The sequence below is a fragment of the Streptomyces sp. NPDC002935 genome (genome assembly GCF_040611295.1).
In the GTDB taxonomy this organism is placed as follows: domain Bacteria; phylum Actinomycetota; class Actinomycetes; order Streptomycetales; family Streptomycetaceae; genus Streptomyces.
On record NZ_JBEXNW010000002.1, the window covers coordinates 151,548 to 169,126 of the forward strand.

At 71.5% G+C, this 17,579-nt stretch carries 9 protein-coding genes; all 9 read left to right on the forward strand.

Going from position 1 to position 17,579, the window contains the following annotated elements; translation table 11 throughout:
* The first annotated feature begins 171 nt into the window (after positions 1 to 171).
* The 9 genes from ABZX90_RS02870 to fxsT all read left to right on the forward strand — a co-directional run bounded on the left by ABZX90_RS02870 (position 172) and on the right by fxsT (position 17,567).
* Positions 172 to 627, forward strand: a complete 456-nt coding sequence (locus tag ABZX90_RS02870) for a CU044_2847 family protein (protein ID WP_351119418.1) — start codon at positions 172 to 174, stop codon at positions 625 to 627.
* Positions 624 to 2,387, forward strand: coding sequence for a trypsin-like peptidase domain-containing protein (locus ABZX90_RS02875; protein ID WP_355201058.1), 1,764 nt, complete (start codon positions 624 to 626; stop codon positions 2,385 to 2,387). Before ABZX90_RS02870 ends, ABZX90_RS02875 begins: the two co-directional genes overlap by 4 nt.
* Before the next feature lie 75 nt (positions 2,388 to 2,462).
* Positions 2,463 to 3,494 carry a MoxR family ATPase gene (locus ABZX90_RS02880; RefSeq protein ID WP_355201060.1) on the forward strand — a complete coding sequence of 344 codons (1,032 nt, stop codon included), beginning with the start codon at positions 2,463 to 2,465 and terminating at the stop codon, positions 3,492 to 3,494.
* 37 nt (positions 3,495 to 3,531) lie between these two features.
* The gene (locus ABZX90_RS02885) at positions 3,532 to 6,543 is read left to right on the forward strand and encodes an SAV_2336 N-terminal domain-related protein (RefSeq protein WP_355201062.1); all 3,012 of its coding nucleotides are present in this window, start codon (positions 3,532 to 3,534) and stop codon (positions 6,541 to 6,543) included.
* Between the two features lie 193 nt (positions 6,544 to 6,736).
* Positions 6,737 to 7,774 (forward strand): rod shape-determining protein, encoded by a 1,038-nt coding sequence (locus tag ABZX90_RS02890; protein ID WP_351119424.1) that lies wholly within the window; start codon positions 6,737 to 6,739, stop codon positions 7,772 to 7,774.
* A 24-nt stretch (positions 7,775 to 7,798) separates the two neighbouring features.
* The gene (locus ABZX90_RS02895; RefSeq protein ID WP_355201065.1) at positions 7,799 to 9,379 is read left to right on the forward strand and encodes a GAF domain-containing protein; all 1,581 of its coding nucleotides are present in this window, start codon (positions 7,799 to 7,801) and stop codon (positions 9,377 to 9,379) included.
* A gap of 605 nt (positions 9,380 to 9,984) precedes the next feature.
* On the forward strand, positions 9,985 to 12,138 hold the full coding sequence (gene fxsB, locus ABZX90_RS02900; protein ID WP_351119428.1) for a radical SAM/SPASM protein FxsB, inactivated metallohydrolase extension form: 2,154 nt from the start codon (positions 9,985 to 9,987) through the stop codon (positions 12,136 to 12,138).
* Positions 12,139 to 12,321: 183 nt separating this feature from the next.
* Entirely contained in the window at positions 12,322 to 13,635 is a 1,314-nt protein-coding gene (locus ABZX90_RS02905) for a TIR-like protein FxsC (protein ID WP_355201067.1), read from the forward strand.
* On the forward strand, positions 13,632 to 17,567 hold the full coding sequence (fxsT, locus tag ABZX90_RS02910; protein ID WP_355201069.1) for an FxSxx-COOH system tetratricopeptide repeat protein: 3,936 nt from the start codon (positions 13,632 to 13,634) through the stop codon (positions 17,565 to 17,567). The genes ABZX90_RS02905 and fxsT overlap by 4 nt, the downstream gene beginning before the upstream one ends.
* Positions 17,568 to 17,579 lie beyond the last annotated feature (12 nt).

A 17,579-nucleotide genomic window follows, 5' to 3' on the forward strand; every position in this document is an offset into this window, starting at 1 on the left:
GAAGAGTGTCGGGGGGCTTGTGTTGCGGGGGCGTTGACGGAACCTGGCGGGAAGGCGCCCTGGCGGCTTCCCGCCAGGACAGGCGGGTACGAGCCGCAGAAACCGGGACAACCCCAAGTACCGTCCGTAACAATGTCGGTGGCCGGGAGTCACGGACAACGGGGGCGGGCCATGGACGGTTTGGTGGAGTTCACGACCGACGACGGGGCGTTGGTCGTCGTGGAGGGCGTGGAGGACGAGTCCGGTTCCCGGCTCGTCGCCCGCGACGACGGTACGGTTCGGGCCACGCGCACGTTCGAGGGTGCGCTGGAGGGCGTGCGGGCCGCCGCCCAGTCGGCGCTGCGGGTGTTCCGCGACGGGAGCCTGCGGCCCGACTCCGTCGAGATCGAGTTCGGGGTCAAACTCACCGCGGAGGCGGGTGCGCTGATCGCCAAGAGCGCGGTCGAGGGACATCTGGTGGTCAAGCTCTCCTGGTCACCGGGAGAGTCGGAGCGGAACGCCTCCGGGGCCGGGGGCACGCCTGGAGCCGACACCCCCGGGACAGGAGCCGGGACGCGCTCCACGTCCGGGCCGGAGCCCGGGCCGGAGCCCGCGTCCGGTGCAACGGGGACCGCCGCACGGTCATGAACAGCGCCTCCTGGCACGCCAGGATCACCTGTGGACGGGAGACCGGCGCGGGCTTCCTCGTCACCGAGCGACATGTACTGACCTGCGCGCACGTGGTGGCGCGCAGCGGGACCGAGGAGGTGAGCGTCTCTTTCGCGCGGGCGGAGGACGCCCTGCCCGCGAAGGTGGTGGCACACGGCGGCTGGGACGGGCACGACACCGCCCCCGGTGATGTCGCCGTCCTCGAACTCGACCGTTCCGTGGCGCTGGAGCCCGCGGAGTTCGCGGCGCCCTCGGACGCCTACGGTGATCCGCCGCGCAGGCTGGTGGCGTACGGCTTCCCCAAGCGCTTCGAGGAGGGGACCCTGGCCGAATACCGGGCCACCGCCGACCAGTTGATCGACGGCGAGTGGGTCCAGCTGGAGGCGTGGGCGGGACACGGGCAGCCGCTCGCACCCGGCTTCAGCGGCGCGGCGGTCACCCTCGCCGACTCCGGGCGGGTGGTGGGCATGGTGTCCTCCGCCGCACGGGACCCCGGGATCCGCAACGGACGGATGCTGCCCGCGCAGGTCATCGCCCGCTACTGGCCCCGGCTCGGCGAGCTGATACCGACGCCGGGGTACGGACCGGCGGATAAGAAGCGGCTGCGGGAGCTGGTGCTGGCCCGCGGTCCGGAGTTCGACGGGCGGCCGGAGTGCAGCCCTGAGCGGCTGTACAGCGACGCCGTGGGCGCCTTCGGGCCGCCCCTGCCCGCCGGGGGGTTCGGGTCGCTGTGGAACGCGACCTGGTATCTGCTCTCCGAGGTGCCGGACGCCGAGGCCGTCGCCCGGTTCGCGGCACGGCTCGCCGACTTCACCGAGGACGCGCCGACGCGGAGCGCGCTGCGGGCGTGGCCCTCCCGTGTGCCCGACGACCGCGCCCGGCCGCCGCTGAAGGCGCCGGGACGGGCCGCCGCCGCGGGAACACAGCCCTGGTCGCCGATCCTCGTCGAGATCGAGCCCAGCGGCTCGGGCGACCACCAGTTCCTGGTCGAGGTCTCCGCGTACAACGGCCGGCACCGCCGCGTCGTCGGCTCACGCGCCCTGCCCGCCGACCGGGTGCGCGGCTACGCACTGGAGCGCATCGACGAGGCCTACCACGAACTGGAACCCGGAGCCCGCGAGTTGATCGCCTTCGTGTTGCCGCGCCGCTGGCTCAACACCGATGTGGCGCACTGGCAGCGCAGCGCCGACGACGACAGTCCGCTCGGCTCCTTCGCACCGCTCGTGGTGATGGACCTGGAGCGGCGGCGCAGCGGCGGCCTCCAGCACAAGCTGCTGCAGAAGTGGCTGCGGCTCGACGGGCAGTCCGCGGCGCGGCTGCACCGGATCGGCTGCGGGTCCCTCGGACAGGATCCGGTACGGCTGACCATCGGGCTGCGGCGCGGCGCCGACATGGTGGGCTTCGCCTCTCCGCCGCGCGCCCGGGGCACCCGCAGGCTGTTCCAGGCGAGCCTGAACGCGGCGGTCCCGGTGATGCTCTGGCCGCGCAGCGGCTGCCGCGGCGAGCACCGGGACGGGGTGCGCGAGGGCTGCGCGGGCGAGGCGTTCCTGGACCGCCTCGCCTGGCACCTCGCCGACCTGCCACCGTCGGAACTGCCTTTCCATATCCACGAGTTGCGCGAGTTGGCCTATGCCTCCGAGGATCCCGACCCGCACTGGGCGTACGACCTGGTACTGCTGTGGGAGGACCCCAGATACCTGCCCGACCCCACGGGCTATGCGCACTCGCCGGTCGGCTGATGACAGGAGCCAGGTCCGAGGCCGGTCGAGCACCGATGTCAGCCGCCGCACCCGCCCCTCATGAGGAGAGTGAGTATGCCGCTGTGGCCCGTCTACACAGGTGAGAGCGAGCCCCACGACGGCATCGCGGACCTGCCCGCCCCGCCGCCCTGGCGGGATTTCGACGGCGGCCCCGAACTGGCGACTCCCGCCGAGGGCGACGACGCCTCGGCGGCCTCGCCGGACCGCCGGCACCGGGCTCGCACCTACCAGGCCACCGATCGCGCCGTCCAACTGGTCAACGCGGCGCTGTACTTGCGTCGGCCCCTGCTGGTGACGGGCCCGCCGGGCAGCGGCAAGTCGAGTCTGGCGTACGCGGTGGCGCGCGAGCTGCGGCTCGGGCCGGTACTGCGCTGGAACATCACGAGCCGCACCACCCTGCACGACGGTCTCTACCAGTACGACCCGCTGTCCCGGCTGTACGCGGCCGGCCGGGCGGCGAACCGTGGAGCCTCCTCGGCCAGCGAGACGGTCGCGGACAGCGAGCTCCAGGACCATCTGCGTCTCGGCCCCCTGGGTACCGCCCTGCTGCCCTACGGCCGGCCCCGCGCCCTGCTCATCGACGAGATCGACAAGAGCGACCTCGACCTGCCGAACGACCTGCTGAACATCCTGGAAGAGGGCGAGTACGAGATCCCCGAGCTGGTCCGTGCCGCCTGGCACACGCCGGACGCAGAGGTGATGATCGCGGGCACGGACGATCGCGTCGCCGTCACCCGCGGACGCGTCCGCTGCCGGGCGTTCCCGTTCGTCGTGCTGACCAGCAACGGCGAACGCGAGTTCCCGCCCGCCTTCCTGCGGCGCTGCGTCCGCCTCGAACTCCACCAACCGCGCGACGCGCATCTGGAGGCCATCGTCAGCGCCCATCTCGGCGAACCCGACACCTATGCCCGCGAACTGATCGCCCGTTTCCTCTCGCGCGGGACCGGCGGCGAACTCGCCACGGACCAGCTCCTGAACGCCGTCTACCTGACGGGAGCCGCGGGGCTGGACGCGACGTCACGGGACGACCTGGCGGATCAGCTGATGCCGTACCTGAGCCGCACACAGGACGACGATGAGTTCTGACGCGGCCGACGGCGCCGCGCCGAGGAGGAGGCCGGTCGTGGCGGGACCCGCCGTGCTGGCCCGGCTGCTGGGAAGGGCATCCGGCGGTGCCGTGCCCAGCTCCGTCGAGCTGGCCGAACTGCTGTGGCTCGCCAAGCATGCGGCAACTGCCGCGCGGCCTGTGGGGACGGGGGCGCCGTCCGCTGGAGAGGCCCCGTCCGAGGCGGCGGCAGACAAGCCCGCGCGGCCGGACGCGTCGCCGGCCGTGCCGCCTGCCGACGGCACGTCGTCCCTGGCCCCGGACCGTGCCGACGGCCGCGTCCCTCTTCTGCTCCCCGGCGGCGGCCGAGGGGACGTCGGACTCGGTGGTCCGGACGACGAAGATGGCCGCGACCCCCACACCACGTTCCTGGCCCCGGCGCCCCCGATGCTGCCTCACCCGCTCGCGCTTCAGCGGACGCTGCGGCCCCTCAAGCGCCGCGTGCCCGCGCCCGTCGGCCAGGAACTCGACGAGGAGGCGACCGCGCGCCGCATAGCCCGGCTCGGAGCGACGCCGCGCTGGTGGATGCCCGTACTCCGACCGACGAGGGAACGCTGGCTGACCCTGCATCTCGTGCACGACACCGGGCCGACAATGCCCATCTGGCGCCCGCTGGTCCGTGAACTGCACACCGCGCTCGCGCAGTCGGGCGTGTTCCGGACGGTGGAACTGCACCGGCTCACCGCCGTCGGAGCGGTACAGCGGTCCGGTTCTCCGGAGTTGGCCACGGACGGGCGCACGATCACCCTGCTCGTGAGCGACTGCATGGGCCCGCAGTGGCGGGGTGGCCCGCCCGGCGACCGCTGGTACCACGCCCTGCGCCGCCGGGCGTCCCGGATGCCGGTGGCCGTGCTCCAGCCGCTCCCCGAACGCCTGTGGCGGACCACGGCCCTTCCGGCGACGACCGCTCGGTTGGCCTCGCCCTGTCCGGCCGCACCCAACCCCTCGTACATCGTGGACGCCTACGCCGCCGGGGGACCGCAGGGTTCCGCCCTGCTCCCGCTGCCCGTCCTGGAGCCCTCCGCACGCTGGCTGGCGAACTGGTCGTCCCTGGTGGCCGGAAGCCAGGGCCCGCTCACGGGTTCGGTGGCGTTGCTGGGCCCCGCTCCCCCACCAGCCCCGCTGGACCAGCAGGGCCGCGGCGACGTCGAACGTCTCTCGGCCGAGGAACTGGTCCTGCGGTTCCGTTCCATCGCCTCCCCCGAAGCCTTCCGCCTCGCCGGGCATCTCGCCGTCGGACGCCCCGAACTGCCGGTCATGCGGCTGGTCCAGGCCGCGATCGACCCGAACCCCCAGCCGCAGCACCTCGCGGAGGTGATTCTCAGCGGGTTGCTCAGCAGCGGCCCGGGGGCACCGGGGTCGTACACCTTCCGTTCCGGCGTCCGCGACCTCCTGCTCGGCACGCTGCCGCGCACCTCACACAAGCGCACGACCCAACTCCTCTCCCGGGTGGGCGCGTTGATCGACGAGCGCGCCGGGATGGTTGCGGGGGAGTTCCCTGTGGTCGCCCCCGGGTACGGGGACGAGAGGGCTGCCGGCGGCACACCGTTCGCGACGGTACGGGAGGAGAGTCTGCGGCGCCTCGGTGGCACGCCCTCGCCACGGTCCGGCAAGGTCGTGCTCGGCCGCTATCGCCTCGTACGGCGACTGGGGTCGGGCCGGGACCGCACACTGTGGCTCGCGAAGGACAGCCGCTCGGACCGGACGGTGACCGTGCAGCAGTTCCCCGTCGGCCCCGTGGCCCACCAGGTCTTCCTGAGCGGCGCGCACGCTCTCCGCTCGGTCGACCACGCCAATGTGATCACCGTGCACGACTACGGCGTCGATACCGGGACGGCCTACCTCGTCACCCAGTTCGTCGCGGCGGTGTCCGTCTCGGAGTTGACGGCCGTGGGCGGCTTCGGGCTGCCGTTCTCCCTTCTCGCACCCCTCGCCCAGCAGGTCGCGGCGGGCCTGAAGGCCGCACACGAACGGGGCGTGGCGCACGGCAGGCTCGCTCCGAACGCCCTGCTCGTTCTCCCGGACGGCACCGTGAAGATCACCCATTTCGCGCTGGACCGCGTGGTGGGCCGGGTCAAGGGGGACGATCTGCACCGATTCGGCCGCCTGCTGAGGGAACTCTCCGGAGGGGGTGACGAGGGCGGTGACGAGGGCGGACCGAGCCGCGTCCCGGCCGCGTTCAGGAGCCTCTTCGACGACGCCCTCGTCGCGCTCACCTCCGCGGACCTGCAGGCCCAGCGCCGCGGCCGGGACGTCTTCCTCTCCCCCGCCTTCGCGGAGGTCCTGGAAGCCGGTCAGGCGTCCCGGTTCCGGTACCGGTTGCTCGGCCGCGTCCAGGTCAGGCAGGGAGACAGGCCGCGGGCCGTCGGAGCCCGAGAGAAGCAGGCCCTGCTCTGCATGCTGCTCCTGCGCCGCGCCGAGGCGGTGACCTTCGACGAACTGGCCCGGGGCCTGTGGGGGACAGAGATCCCGCAGCACCCCCGACGGCTGCTGTCCAGCTACGCGGCAGGTCTGCGGGCCGCGCTCGGCCCCGGTGTCCTGGCCACCACCACGGACGGCTACGCGCTGCTCGCGGGCCATGGGGATGTCGACGTGGACCGCTTCGAGGATCTGATCGCCGTCTCGAAGGCCCGCCGGGACGAGGGAGACACGGCAGGTGCGCGCGCCGCCGTCCAGGAAGCGCTCGGTCTGTGGCACGGCCGGCCCCTCGACGGGGTGCCCGGTCCCGCGGCCGAGGCGGCCCGCGACCGGCTGCGCGCTCAGCACCTGGCGCTGAGCATCACCCGGACCGAACTCGAACTGGATCGCGGCGGCTTCGAGACGGCCGCGGCCCAGCTGGCCGAACTCCTCCGCTCCCACCCCGGGAGCCAGGACCTCCGGCGGCTGCACATCCTCGCGCTCAAGGGCCAGGGACAGATCACCGAGGCCATCGCCGCTTACCAGCTGTACGAGGAGTTCAGGAAAGGGCGGCACGAGGAGTCCGACCCGGTGATGCTGGCGCTGTACCGCGAGCTGCGCCGCGCCCTGTGACGATGCCCGGCCGGGCGCCTTCGCCGCGCCGGCCGCCACCGTGCCCCGCCCTCCGAGCGCCGCAGAACCACCCGTCCAGCGGCACCCCGCCCGGCCCTCCAGAAAGGGCGCGGGTCGCCGGGCGCCCGCAGGATACGAGAGAGGACCGCCGCCCGGCGGAGCCCCATGGTCTGCGCTCTCGGGAGGACCTGCCATGACTGCCAGTCTGGAGCAGCTGCGCCGCTGTCACTTCGCCGTCGACCTGGGGGCGGCGCGGACCCGTGTGTGGGTGAGGGGTGCGGGTCTGGTCGTCGACCAGCCGAGCGTCGCCGCGATCAACACGAAGACGGGCGCGCTGATCGCGGTCGGGGAGTTCGCGGAGAAGATGACGGGCCGCACGCCCGACTACATCCGGGTGGTACGTCCGGTGTCCGGAGGCACCGTCGTCGACATCGACATGGCACAGCGGATGCTGCGGCAACTGCTCGGTGACAAGGTCCGCCGCACCCTGCGCCGCAAGCCCCGGCTGCGGGCGGCGGCCTGCACGCCGCACGACGCGGACCCGCTGGCGCAGCGCGCCACGATCGAGACGCTGGTCGGGCTGGGGGCGCGTCGGGTCGAACTCGTCGACACGCTGATCGCGGCCGCGGTCGGCTGCGGCCTGCCCGTCGAGCGGCCCGAAGCCACCATGGTCATGGTGTGCGGTGCCGCCGCGACCCAGCTCGCCGTGCTGTCGCTGGGCTCGATCGTCACCGCCGAGCGCATCCCGGTCGGCGGTGAGGCCGTCGACCACGCGATCGTGCAGCACCTGCGCCACCAGCACGAGCTGATGCTGCCGAGTCAGGCCGTACGACCCCTGCAGGTCGCGCTCTCCGGGAACGGGCTCACCCCGCACGGCCCGGCCCTGACCGAGATCCACGGGCGGGACGTGGCGACCGGCCTGGCCCGCTCCGTGCAGGTGGACACCGCCGCCGTGCGCATGGCCATCGAAACGCCGCTGACCGCCGTGCTCGACGGCATCGGCAAGGTGCTGCGCTCCTGCCCGCCCGATCTGGTGGCCGACCTCGCCGACCGCGGGATCATGATGGTCGGCGGCAGCGCGCTGCTCCCCGGGCTCGACCAGATGCTCCGGCACGCGACCGGTATGCCCGTCCACATCGCCGAGCGGCCCGACGTCTGTGCCGTCCAGGGCCTCGGCTACATGCTGGAGGGCAAGATCGAGCCGCTGATCCTGGACCCGCTGGCGCGCTGACGCCCCCGCGGCCGAGGGCCTCGCATGACCGAACCCGTGCCCGGACTCCCACCCCTCCTCGAAGCGGTCCTCAGCGTCGGCACCGAACTCGAACTGCGCGCCACGCTCCAGCGGATCGTGGACGCCGCCGCCGAGCTGACGGGAGCCCGCTACGCGGCGCTGGGGACGACGGACCCGGGACGGGACGGACTGGTACGGATCTCCGCGGCGGCGCCGCGCGCGACGGAGACCGACCTCCAACCCGACTCCCCCGGGTCCTCCAAGTCCCCTGAGTCCCCCAAGTCCCCTGAGTCCCCCAAGTCCCCCGAACCCGAACCCTCCGAACCTCCCGAACCCCCAGAACCCTCAGAGTCCGACATCTGTCTGGACGTCCCCCTCCGGATCAACGACGAGGTGTTCGGAAACCTCTACCTCGCGGACAAGTCCACCGGACCCTTCACCGGCGAGGACGAACAACTGGTGCGCCTGCTCGCCGCCCAGGCCGGTATCGCGATCGCCAACGCCCGCCTGTACGAGACGGCCCGGCAGCGGGAGCGCTGGATCGAGGGCGCCGCCGCCGTCACCACCGCCCTGCTCAGTGGTGAGAGCGACACCGACGCGCTGCTGACGGTCGCCGAACGCGCCCGGATTCTCGCTGACGCCTCTGCGGCCGTCATCCTCCAGCCCACCGAGGAGGGCGGTATGGAGATCGTGGTCGCCTCCACCCACGAGGGCCCCGCCGGGATGGTGGGCACGACCATCGCGCCCGGCAGCCCCGTCCTCGAACAACTCCTCGGCGGGGAACCGGTGTTCATCGACGACTCGGCGACCGACCCACGGATGACGACCCAGGTACGGTCCCGGTTCGGGCCGAGCATGATGCTGCCCCTGCAGACCGAGGGCCGTCTCATCGGCACGCTGGCCCTTCCGCGCGGGCGGGGCGACCGCCCGTACACGCGGGTCGAACGCCTGCTGGCGACCCAGTTCGCCTCGCATGCCGCGCTCGCCCTGGTCCTCGCCGACGCCCGGCACAGCCGTGAGCGCCTCGCGGTGTACGAGGACCGGGACCGCATCGCCCGGGACCTGCACGATCTGGTCATCCAGCGCCTGTTCGCGACCGGCATGATGCTGGAGTCCACACAGCGCAGGAGCGCCGCGCGCGATGCCGGTGACAGCGAGGCCGAGGAGGTGTCCGCGACCCTCGGCCGGGCGGTGGAGGAGCTGCGGTCCACGGTCCAGGAAGTGCGCACAGCGATCTTCGCGCTGCAACAGCCGCCCGCCGACGCCCCCAGGACGTTCCGCGGCAAGGTGCTGCGCGAGACAGCCGGTGCGGCGGCGGCACTCGGCGTCCAGCCGTCCACGCGGTTCGCGGGGCCGGTGGAGAACAGGCTCACGGAGCCGGTGGCCGGTCACCTGCTCGCCGTGCTGCGGCGCGCGCTCGCCGCCGCCTCTCGACGTCCCCGGGTGTCGCGGATCGAGGTCGCTGTCGACGTGACGGTGACACTGCCGGACGGTCGCCCCGGCGTCCGGCTGACCGTCCATGACGACGGTGACACGAGCGGCGACTCCGCCTCCGACTCCGACTCGGGCGGCGGCACGAGCGTCAACTGGCAGTCCCCGTTGTAGCGTCCACGCCCGCGCCGGGCCGGCCCTCGGACCACCGTCACCTCGGGCACCCGCTCGCACCAACAGGGCAGTTCGTCGCCGCCGCGGTTCACCTCTCGCTCGACAGCCAGGTCGATTCAGGACGAGTCCGCTGCAGTTCCGGACAAGTGCCGAAGGTCCTCGTTATCGGGCCCGCGATCTCCGGTACAGTCCGTCGCGAGGTCCACTACCCCCGCACAGGTCAAACTCGACATTTCCCACAGGTGTCACCATCGCGGACAGAATAGACATTCCTCAAATGGATGATTCGGTGATGCCGAAGAAGCGCCGCTTCGCCGTCCGTCGGCCGCACACTCCCCTTTCGGCCATCGACCCGCACGGGGCGGCCGCTACGCGAGCGGCGGAACGATCCGTAGGGCGAGTGGCCCACCTTCCCGGACAGCGCCCCGGGAAGCCGATCACCTTCGACTCGGCCCTCTGAGGCCGCCGGGAACCCCCTGACCGATCCGCGCTGCGCCAGGGCGGACCGGTCCACCTCCACACGACTGCCGAATTCGTCGACCATGCCCAAAAAATAAGGGAGTTCGCGCTTCGGCCGACACGCTTCCGCCGCTACCCTTCACCGGGTGAAGCTTGGGCAGCTCGTCCTGAAGATCCACAGTCGATGCGATCTCTCCTGCGATCACTGCTATGTGTACGAGCACGCGGACCAGAGCTGGCAGAACCGACCGACCTTCATCTCCGACGAGACGGTCCGGAAGGTCGCCCGGAAATTCGCGGAATACGCCGAAGAACAGCGGCTCTCTTCCGTTTCCGTCATTCTCCATGGCGGCGAACCCCTACTCGTGGGACCCGCCCGTATGCGCGGTATCTGCGCGGAGATCACCCGCACCATCACGCCGGTCACCGGGCTCGATCTGCGCATCCATTCGAATGCCGTCCGGCTGAACACCCGATATCTCGACGTGTTCAACGAATTCGGCGTACAGATCAGTGTCTCGCTCGACGGAGATCGCGCGGCGAACGACCGGCACCGGCTCGACCGGCAGGGGCGGAGCACGTACGACCGGGTCCTGCGGGCGCTCGATCTCTTGCGCGGGCCCGAGTACCGACACCTCTACAGCGGACTGCTGTGCACGGTGGACGTGACCAACGATCCCGTCGCGGTGCACGACGCCCTCGTCGCGCTGGACCCGCCCCGCATCGACTACCTGCTGCCGCATTCGACCTGGGACAGTCCACCGCCGAGGCCGGCCGGCTCGCCCACCGCGTACGCGCGATGGCTGCTGGCGGTGTTCGACCGGTGGGAGGCACAGGGGCGTGTCGTGCCGGTGCGGACCTTCGAGTCGATCCTCAGCACACTGCGGGGCGGCCCCAGCCTGAAGGAGACGCTGGGGCTCGCGCCGACCGACATGGCGGTGATCGAGACCGACGGCAGTTTCGAGCTGGCGGACTCCCTCAAGACGGCATACGCCGGGGCCCCGGAAACCGGCTACGACATCTCCGGACACAGCTTCGCGGAGTTCGCCCGGCATCCCGGCGTCGTCGCACGTCAGCTGGGGCTCGACGGGGTCAGCTCGACCTGCCGGAGCTGTGACGTGGTCGAGTCGTGCGGCGGCGGGCTGTACGCCCACCGCTACAGCACCTCACGCGGCTTCGACAATCCGTCCGTCTTCTGCGCGGACCTGCGCGCGCTCGTCGACGGTATCGCGGAGCGGACAACCGATTTCGCGCTCAACCCGGCCGTCCACACTACCGACGAACTCTTGTTCGCCGAGGTCGAGTTGACCCGTCACCTCCTTTCCGGCACCGCGTCTCGCCACCTCGGGGAGGCCGACTGGGACGGAGTGTGGCGGGCCCTGCTGGACCTGGACGGCGGCCCGGAGACCGTGGGCCACGTCGACGAGATCCTCGCCCACCCCTATCTGTTCACCCTGCTGAGGAGACAGCCGCACGACAGCTCGGCCGACCCGGCGCGGCTCGCCTCCGCGGTCACCGCCGCCGCCGTCCGTGCCCGCGCCGATCTCAAGCTCAGCTGGGACCAGCCCACCCCCGAGCTCCATCTGCCGACCCTGGGCACTCTCGCCCTCCCCGAACCGGGCCGCGTGGAGGCCACCGTGACCGCCGGGCGGCTCCGGGTGCGTACACAGACCGGCGAGGAGCGCACCATGGACGGTCCCGCCATGTGGCGCCCGCTGACCACCGTGGTTCTCGCCGACGGCACCCCCCTGCTCCTCGACGACGCCGACCCGTTCCGCGACTGCTACTCCACGCCCGTCACCCCGCCGCTCGACCCCGCCGGCCTCGACGCGTTCACGCGGCGACTGCGCACGGCCTTCCGCCTGATGGACGAGCGGGCGCCGGACCGGCACACCCGCCCGAACGCCTCGCCCGTCACCACGGTCACACCGCTTCAGGCGGGCTCGGGCCTGCGTCTCGGGGCCCACGGCCTCGGCGCGCTCGGGGTGGCCGTCGATGTCGATCCGGAGGAGTTCGTACGGGAACTGCCGCGCGCCGGGCGCCGGGCACGGCTCGGCGCACTGCGCGCCACCACCGACCTGAACGTGCCCGGCAACCCGGCCGGGCGACTGCTCGACGAGGCCGCTCTGGCACTGGGCGACGCCGTCTACTTCACCGGCGACGCGGCCCGGCGGGCCGGGGCCCTGGAGCGCGCCGGGCGCGCACTCGAGCGGCTGGCCGGCCACCCGGAGGGCGAACTCACCGAGACCGGCGCGGTGTTCGCCGACCAACTGCGGACCGAATGGGCGGGCCTGAGATGACCGACCGCGCGCAACCGACCGACTTCTTGATGCGGGAAGCCGTCGACCGGGCCGGAGTCCAGATGTCCGGATATCGCCAGGGAATGACGTGAAAGAGGTGACTGGTTCGGGCCGCGATCCGGAAGATTGTGGGCTCCGGCCAGGCAGACATCCCGTAGAGGCTCTCCATGGACAGGGGGACGCATGGACATTCCTGAACGGGCATCCGACAACCGGCCGTATTTCTTCTTGAGTTACGCCCATACACCGGCCTGGGGCGCCCATGGCCTTGACCCCGACCACTGGGTGCGTGTCCTGTTCACGGACCTGTGCGACCACATCAGGGCAGTGACGAGCCTCCCCCCGGGCGCGCCGGTGGGGTTCATGGACCGGGAGATGCGTTCGGGCGACGGCTGGCCGGAACGGCTCAGCGAGAATCTCGCGACGTGCCGTGTGTTCGTACCACTGTTCTCGCCGCGGTACTTCACCAGTGAGAGCTGCGGCCGGGAATGGTTCGCGTTCAGCGAGCGGGTCCTGCGGGCGCGAGCCGTCGGTTACAGCGCCCCGCCCGCCATCGTCCCCGCTCTGTGGACTCGTCTCGACTACGCTCAACTGCCTGATTCGGTACGGCATGTTCATATCGATCTCGCACAGTTCGGAGACCAGTACGCGACCAAGGGGATCTACGGACTGATCAAGCTCAACCGGCTGCGCGACGAGTACGAGGAGGCGGTTCTCGGGCTGGCGCAGCGGATCGTGCAGGCCGCTCACGAGGCACCGCTGCCGGCCGGCATGCCTCGCCCGTACGAGAGCACACCGAGCGCGTTCAAGCCACGCGGTGAGGGCCCCCGGCGGATCCATCTGACGGTGGCGGCGCCCACGCGGCACACCATCCCCGAGCACCGTGACGTCCGTCCGTACGGCGAGGACGCGCGGGACTGGAACCCCTACCACTCGGAGTCGACCCGGTCGTTGCCCTCCCTCGCCGAGGAGCTGATCCGGTCGCTGGACTACCGGATCACGGTGTCCTCGTTCGACGACGACCCCACCGATGGCGACCCGGTGACGGACGACTCCGGGAAAGCGGGGCCGGGTCACCCTGGCATTCTGCTCATCGACCGGTGGGCGCTCACCGACGCGGAACGGGCGCGCAGGCTCGAGGCGTTCGACGCCGACGCCCGCCCCTGGGTGAGCGCGATCGTGCCCTGGAACCGGGCCGACATCCAGTGCCAGGGCGAGGAGGGCCGCAAACTGGCGGCGGATCTGGAGCGGACGCTGCCGATGATCCTGGACCGCGGGCGCCGCGCCGACTGCCGGTCCGCCGTCAACGGCGTACCCACCCTGAAGGCGTTCACCGACGTACTCCCCGTCGTCGTCGCGCACGCGACCCGGCAGTACCTCAAGCACGCCGAGGCACATCCGCCCGCGGGCCCGCCTGTCCCCAGGCCCCGTCTGATGGGCCCCACCCGACCGTCGCGCCCCGAAGGCGGATCCGACCACGGAGGAGAAGAGGCATGACGGCGACGCGGGACGGACGGATCATCACCTTCTACTCGTACAAGGGCGGAACGGGCCGCACCATGGCCCTGGCCAACACAGCGTGGATCATCGCCGCCAACGGCAAACGGGTCCTGGCCGTCGACTGGGACCTGGAAGCCCCTGGTCTGCACCGCTTCTACCATCCCTTCCTCGACCCGAACGCGCTCGGGGCCACCACCGGCATCATCGACATCATCAACGAGTACGCGTGGGCGGCGACCACCGGAGGGCAGCGCTCCGGTCAGTGGCACCTCGACTACGCGCGCGTCGAGCAGCACGCTCTCTCGCTGACGCCCGAACGGCTCGGGCTGCGTTTCCAGGAGGGCGGTTCACTCGACTTCCTCTCCGCAGGACGCCAGGACCGCTCGTACTCGGCGGCCGTGTCGTCCTTCGAGTGGGACAACTTCTACGAACGCCTCGGCGGCGGGCTCTTCCTCGACGCGCTGCGCGACGACATGAAGGCCTCCTACGACTACGTCCTGATCGACAGCCGGACCGGCCTGGCCGACAACGCCGACATCTGCACCGTCCAGATGCCCGACGTCCTCGTGGACTGCTTCACGCTCAGCGATCAGTCGCTGGACGGCGCGGCGGCCGTCGCCCGCAGCGTCGAGGACGGCTACCGCAAGCGCCGGATCCGGGTGCTGCCGGTGCCGATGCGCATCGACGAGGGCGAGAAGGAGAAGGTGGACGCCGGCCGGGCGTTGGCCCGGCTGAAGTTCCAAGGGCTGCCCAAGGGGCTGGGCGGGGAGGAACTGGCCGGAGAGGAGCTGAGCGCGTACTGGGGCGCCGTCGAGATCCCGTACCGCCCGTACTACGCGTACGAGGAGACGCTCGCCACGGTCGGCGACGAGAGCGGCATCGCGAACTCGCTGCTGTCCGCGTTCGAGCGGCTCACCGCAGTCGTCTCGGACGGCGAGGTCACCGCCCTGCCGCCGGTACCGGAGCCGGTGCGGCTGCGGTGCCGGGACGCGTTCCTGAGGCGTCGGCCGCTGGCGACCGCAGTCGACGTGGTGATCGCGTACGCGGCGGAGAACCGTGTCTGGGCCGACTGGATCGAGTCACTTCTCACGCGGGCCGGCTGCAACGTCACCCCGCACGACATCGCGAGCGGCCCCGTCGAGCATCCCGACCCGGCGACCCGCACCCTCGTGCTGCTGTCGAAGGCGTTCCGCAAGTCGCGGCACGCGGAGCCCGTCTGGCGCGCCCTGGCCGACGCGGACGGCGAGGCCGCGCACGGCACCGTCGTCCCGGTGCGGGTCGACGAGGTCCATCTGCCGCAGTACTACCTCGACCGCAACCCGGTCGATCTGCACCGGCTCGACGAGAGGCAGTGCGTCAGCTCCCTGCTGGGCGCCCTGGAGCTGCCGGGCCAGCCCGTCGAGGGCAGCGCGTCCGGGCCCCGCTTCCCCGGCAGCACCCCGGCGATCTGGAGCGCGCCCCAGCGCAACAGCATGTTCACCGGGCGCGATGTCATCCTCGACCATGTCCGCGACCAGCTCGGCAGCGGCATCTCGGTCGTCCTGCCGCAGCCGCAGGCGCTGTACGGACTGGGGGGCGTCGGCAAGACCCAGGTGGCACTGGAGTACGTGCACCGCTTCATGGCCGACTACGACCTGGTGTGGTGGATCTCCGCCGAGGACCTCGACAACGTCGTCTTCTCGCTCGCCGAACTCGCCGCCCGCATCGGCGCGTCCAGCGCGGAGGACATCAACCTGGCCAGCCAGGAAGCCGTGCGGATGCTGGCCCGCGGGGCGCCGACCAGGCGCTGGATCCTGGTCTTCGACAACGCCGACGACCCGGCGCAGCTCAAACGCTTCTTCCCGGAGGGGGGCGGCGGGCACATCCTGGTCACCTCCCGCAACCAGGCCTGGGCACAGCAGGGCGCCTCGCTGCCCATCGACGTGTTCCTGCGCGAGGAGAGCGTCGAGCACCTGACCCGGCGGGCCTCGGGGCTGAGTGTGACGGAGGCGGAGCGGGTGGCGACCGCGGTCGGCGATCTGCCGCTCGCGGTGGAACAGGCGGCGGCCTGGCTCGCGGAGACGGCCACCCCGATCGAGGACTATCTGCGTCTGCTCGCCGAACAGACCACCGAGGTGCTGGACCTGAACCAGGCCGTCGACTACCCGAAGACGGTGGCCGCGACCTGGAACATCTCCATAGCCCGGCTGCGCGAGCGCTCCCCGGCTTCTGTACGGCTGCTGCAACTGTGCGCGTTCATGGCGGCCGAGCCGATCTCCTCGCACCTGCTCTACAGCAAGGAGATGATCGACGCTCTGCGGCCCTACGATCCCGCTCTCCAGGAGAGTCTGCTGCTCGGCCGGGTGATCCGCGAGATCGGCCGGTTCGCGCTCGCCAAGGTCGACCAGGTCAGCAACAGCATCCAGGTCCACCGGCTGGTGCAGGCCGTGATCCGCGCGCAGCTCAGCGAGGAGGAGCAGCGGCAGGCCCGGCACGTGGTGCACACGGTCCTCGCGGGCTGCCGGCCCGACGGCGACGAGCCGATCGACGACCCGGAGACCTGGCCGCGCTTCGACGTCATCTGGCCGCACCTGTCGGCCTGCGACGCCCGCAACTGCACCGAGGCCGGCACCCGCAGGCTGCTCATCGACCGCGTCCGCTATCTGTGGAAGCGCGGTGACTTCCCCGGCGCCCAGGAGTTCGCCGAGGATCTCCTCGACCATTGGAAGCCGATCCTCGGCGAGGACGACGTCCAGTATCTGTACCTGCGGGCCCAGCTCGGCAACGTCCTGCGCTCCCAGGGGCTGTACGTGCACGCCCGCGAGATCAACACCGAGCTCCTGGAACGCCAGAAGCGGGTCCTCGGGGACTCGCACCCCCACACGTACGTCACCATGTCCAGCCTGGCCAGCGATCTCGCCGCGCTCGGTGTGTACGAGTCGGCGGTGGATCTCGCGCGGGAGGCACACAACGGATTCAGCCAGATTTTCCACGAGTCGCACCGGCGCACTCTCAGCGCCGCCAACAACCTCGCCCTGGCGCTTCGGATGGTCGGCCGCTACGGCGAGGCCCGGGTGATCGACCAGGACACGTTCGATCGCCGTACCGAGGTCCTCGGTCCCGACCACCCGTACACGCTCGCCTCGGCGGCCCGCCTCGGCCGCGATCTGCGCGAGGTCGGCCGATACGCCGAGTCGGTCGCCCTCCTCTCCCGCGCCTACGACGCCCACAAACGCATCCTCGGCAAGAGCTTCCCGGGCACGCTGAGCTGCGCCAAGTCCCTCGCGGTGTCACTGCGGCGGGCGGGCCAGTTCGAGGACGCCCGGCGGCTCACGACGGCGACGCGCGGCCAGTACCGGCAGCAGTACGCGGCACCTACGCCCGACTCGCTCGCCTGTGACCTCAACATGGCCGCCGACCTGTTCGCCGCGGACGAGCGGGAGGCGGCGCGCGAGGTCGCACGGGAGACCCTGGTGGAGTACATGAAGGTGCCGGGCGAGGCCCATCCGTACACCCAGGCCGCGCTCAACAACCTGGCTATCTTCCACTGGGGCTGCGGGGACACCGAGGAGGCGGAGAAGGTGTTCCGCAGGGTGTTGCGCCGGATGGGCGAGGTACTGGGCGAGAAGCACCCCCACACTCTGTTCACCGGCATCAACTACGCCAACGTCCTCGCCGACCAGGGCCGTCTCACCGAGGCCCGCGAACTGGAGGACAACGCCGTCCAGATCCTCCGCGGGGTACTCGGACCCCATCATCCGGAAACCCTCGCCATAGTGGCGAACACCGGACTGACCCTGTCCGCGCTGGGCCGCAAGGACGAAGCCCGCCGCGTGCGCACCGAGGCCCTCTCTGAGCTGCGCTCGCTCCCCGGCGACGAGAACGAGATGACCCGCCTCGCCGCGGACGACCGCCGCATATACCGGGACCTGGAACCGCTGGCGGTGTGACCAGCGCGCCAT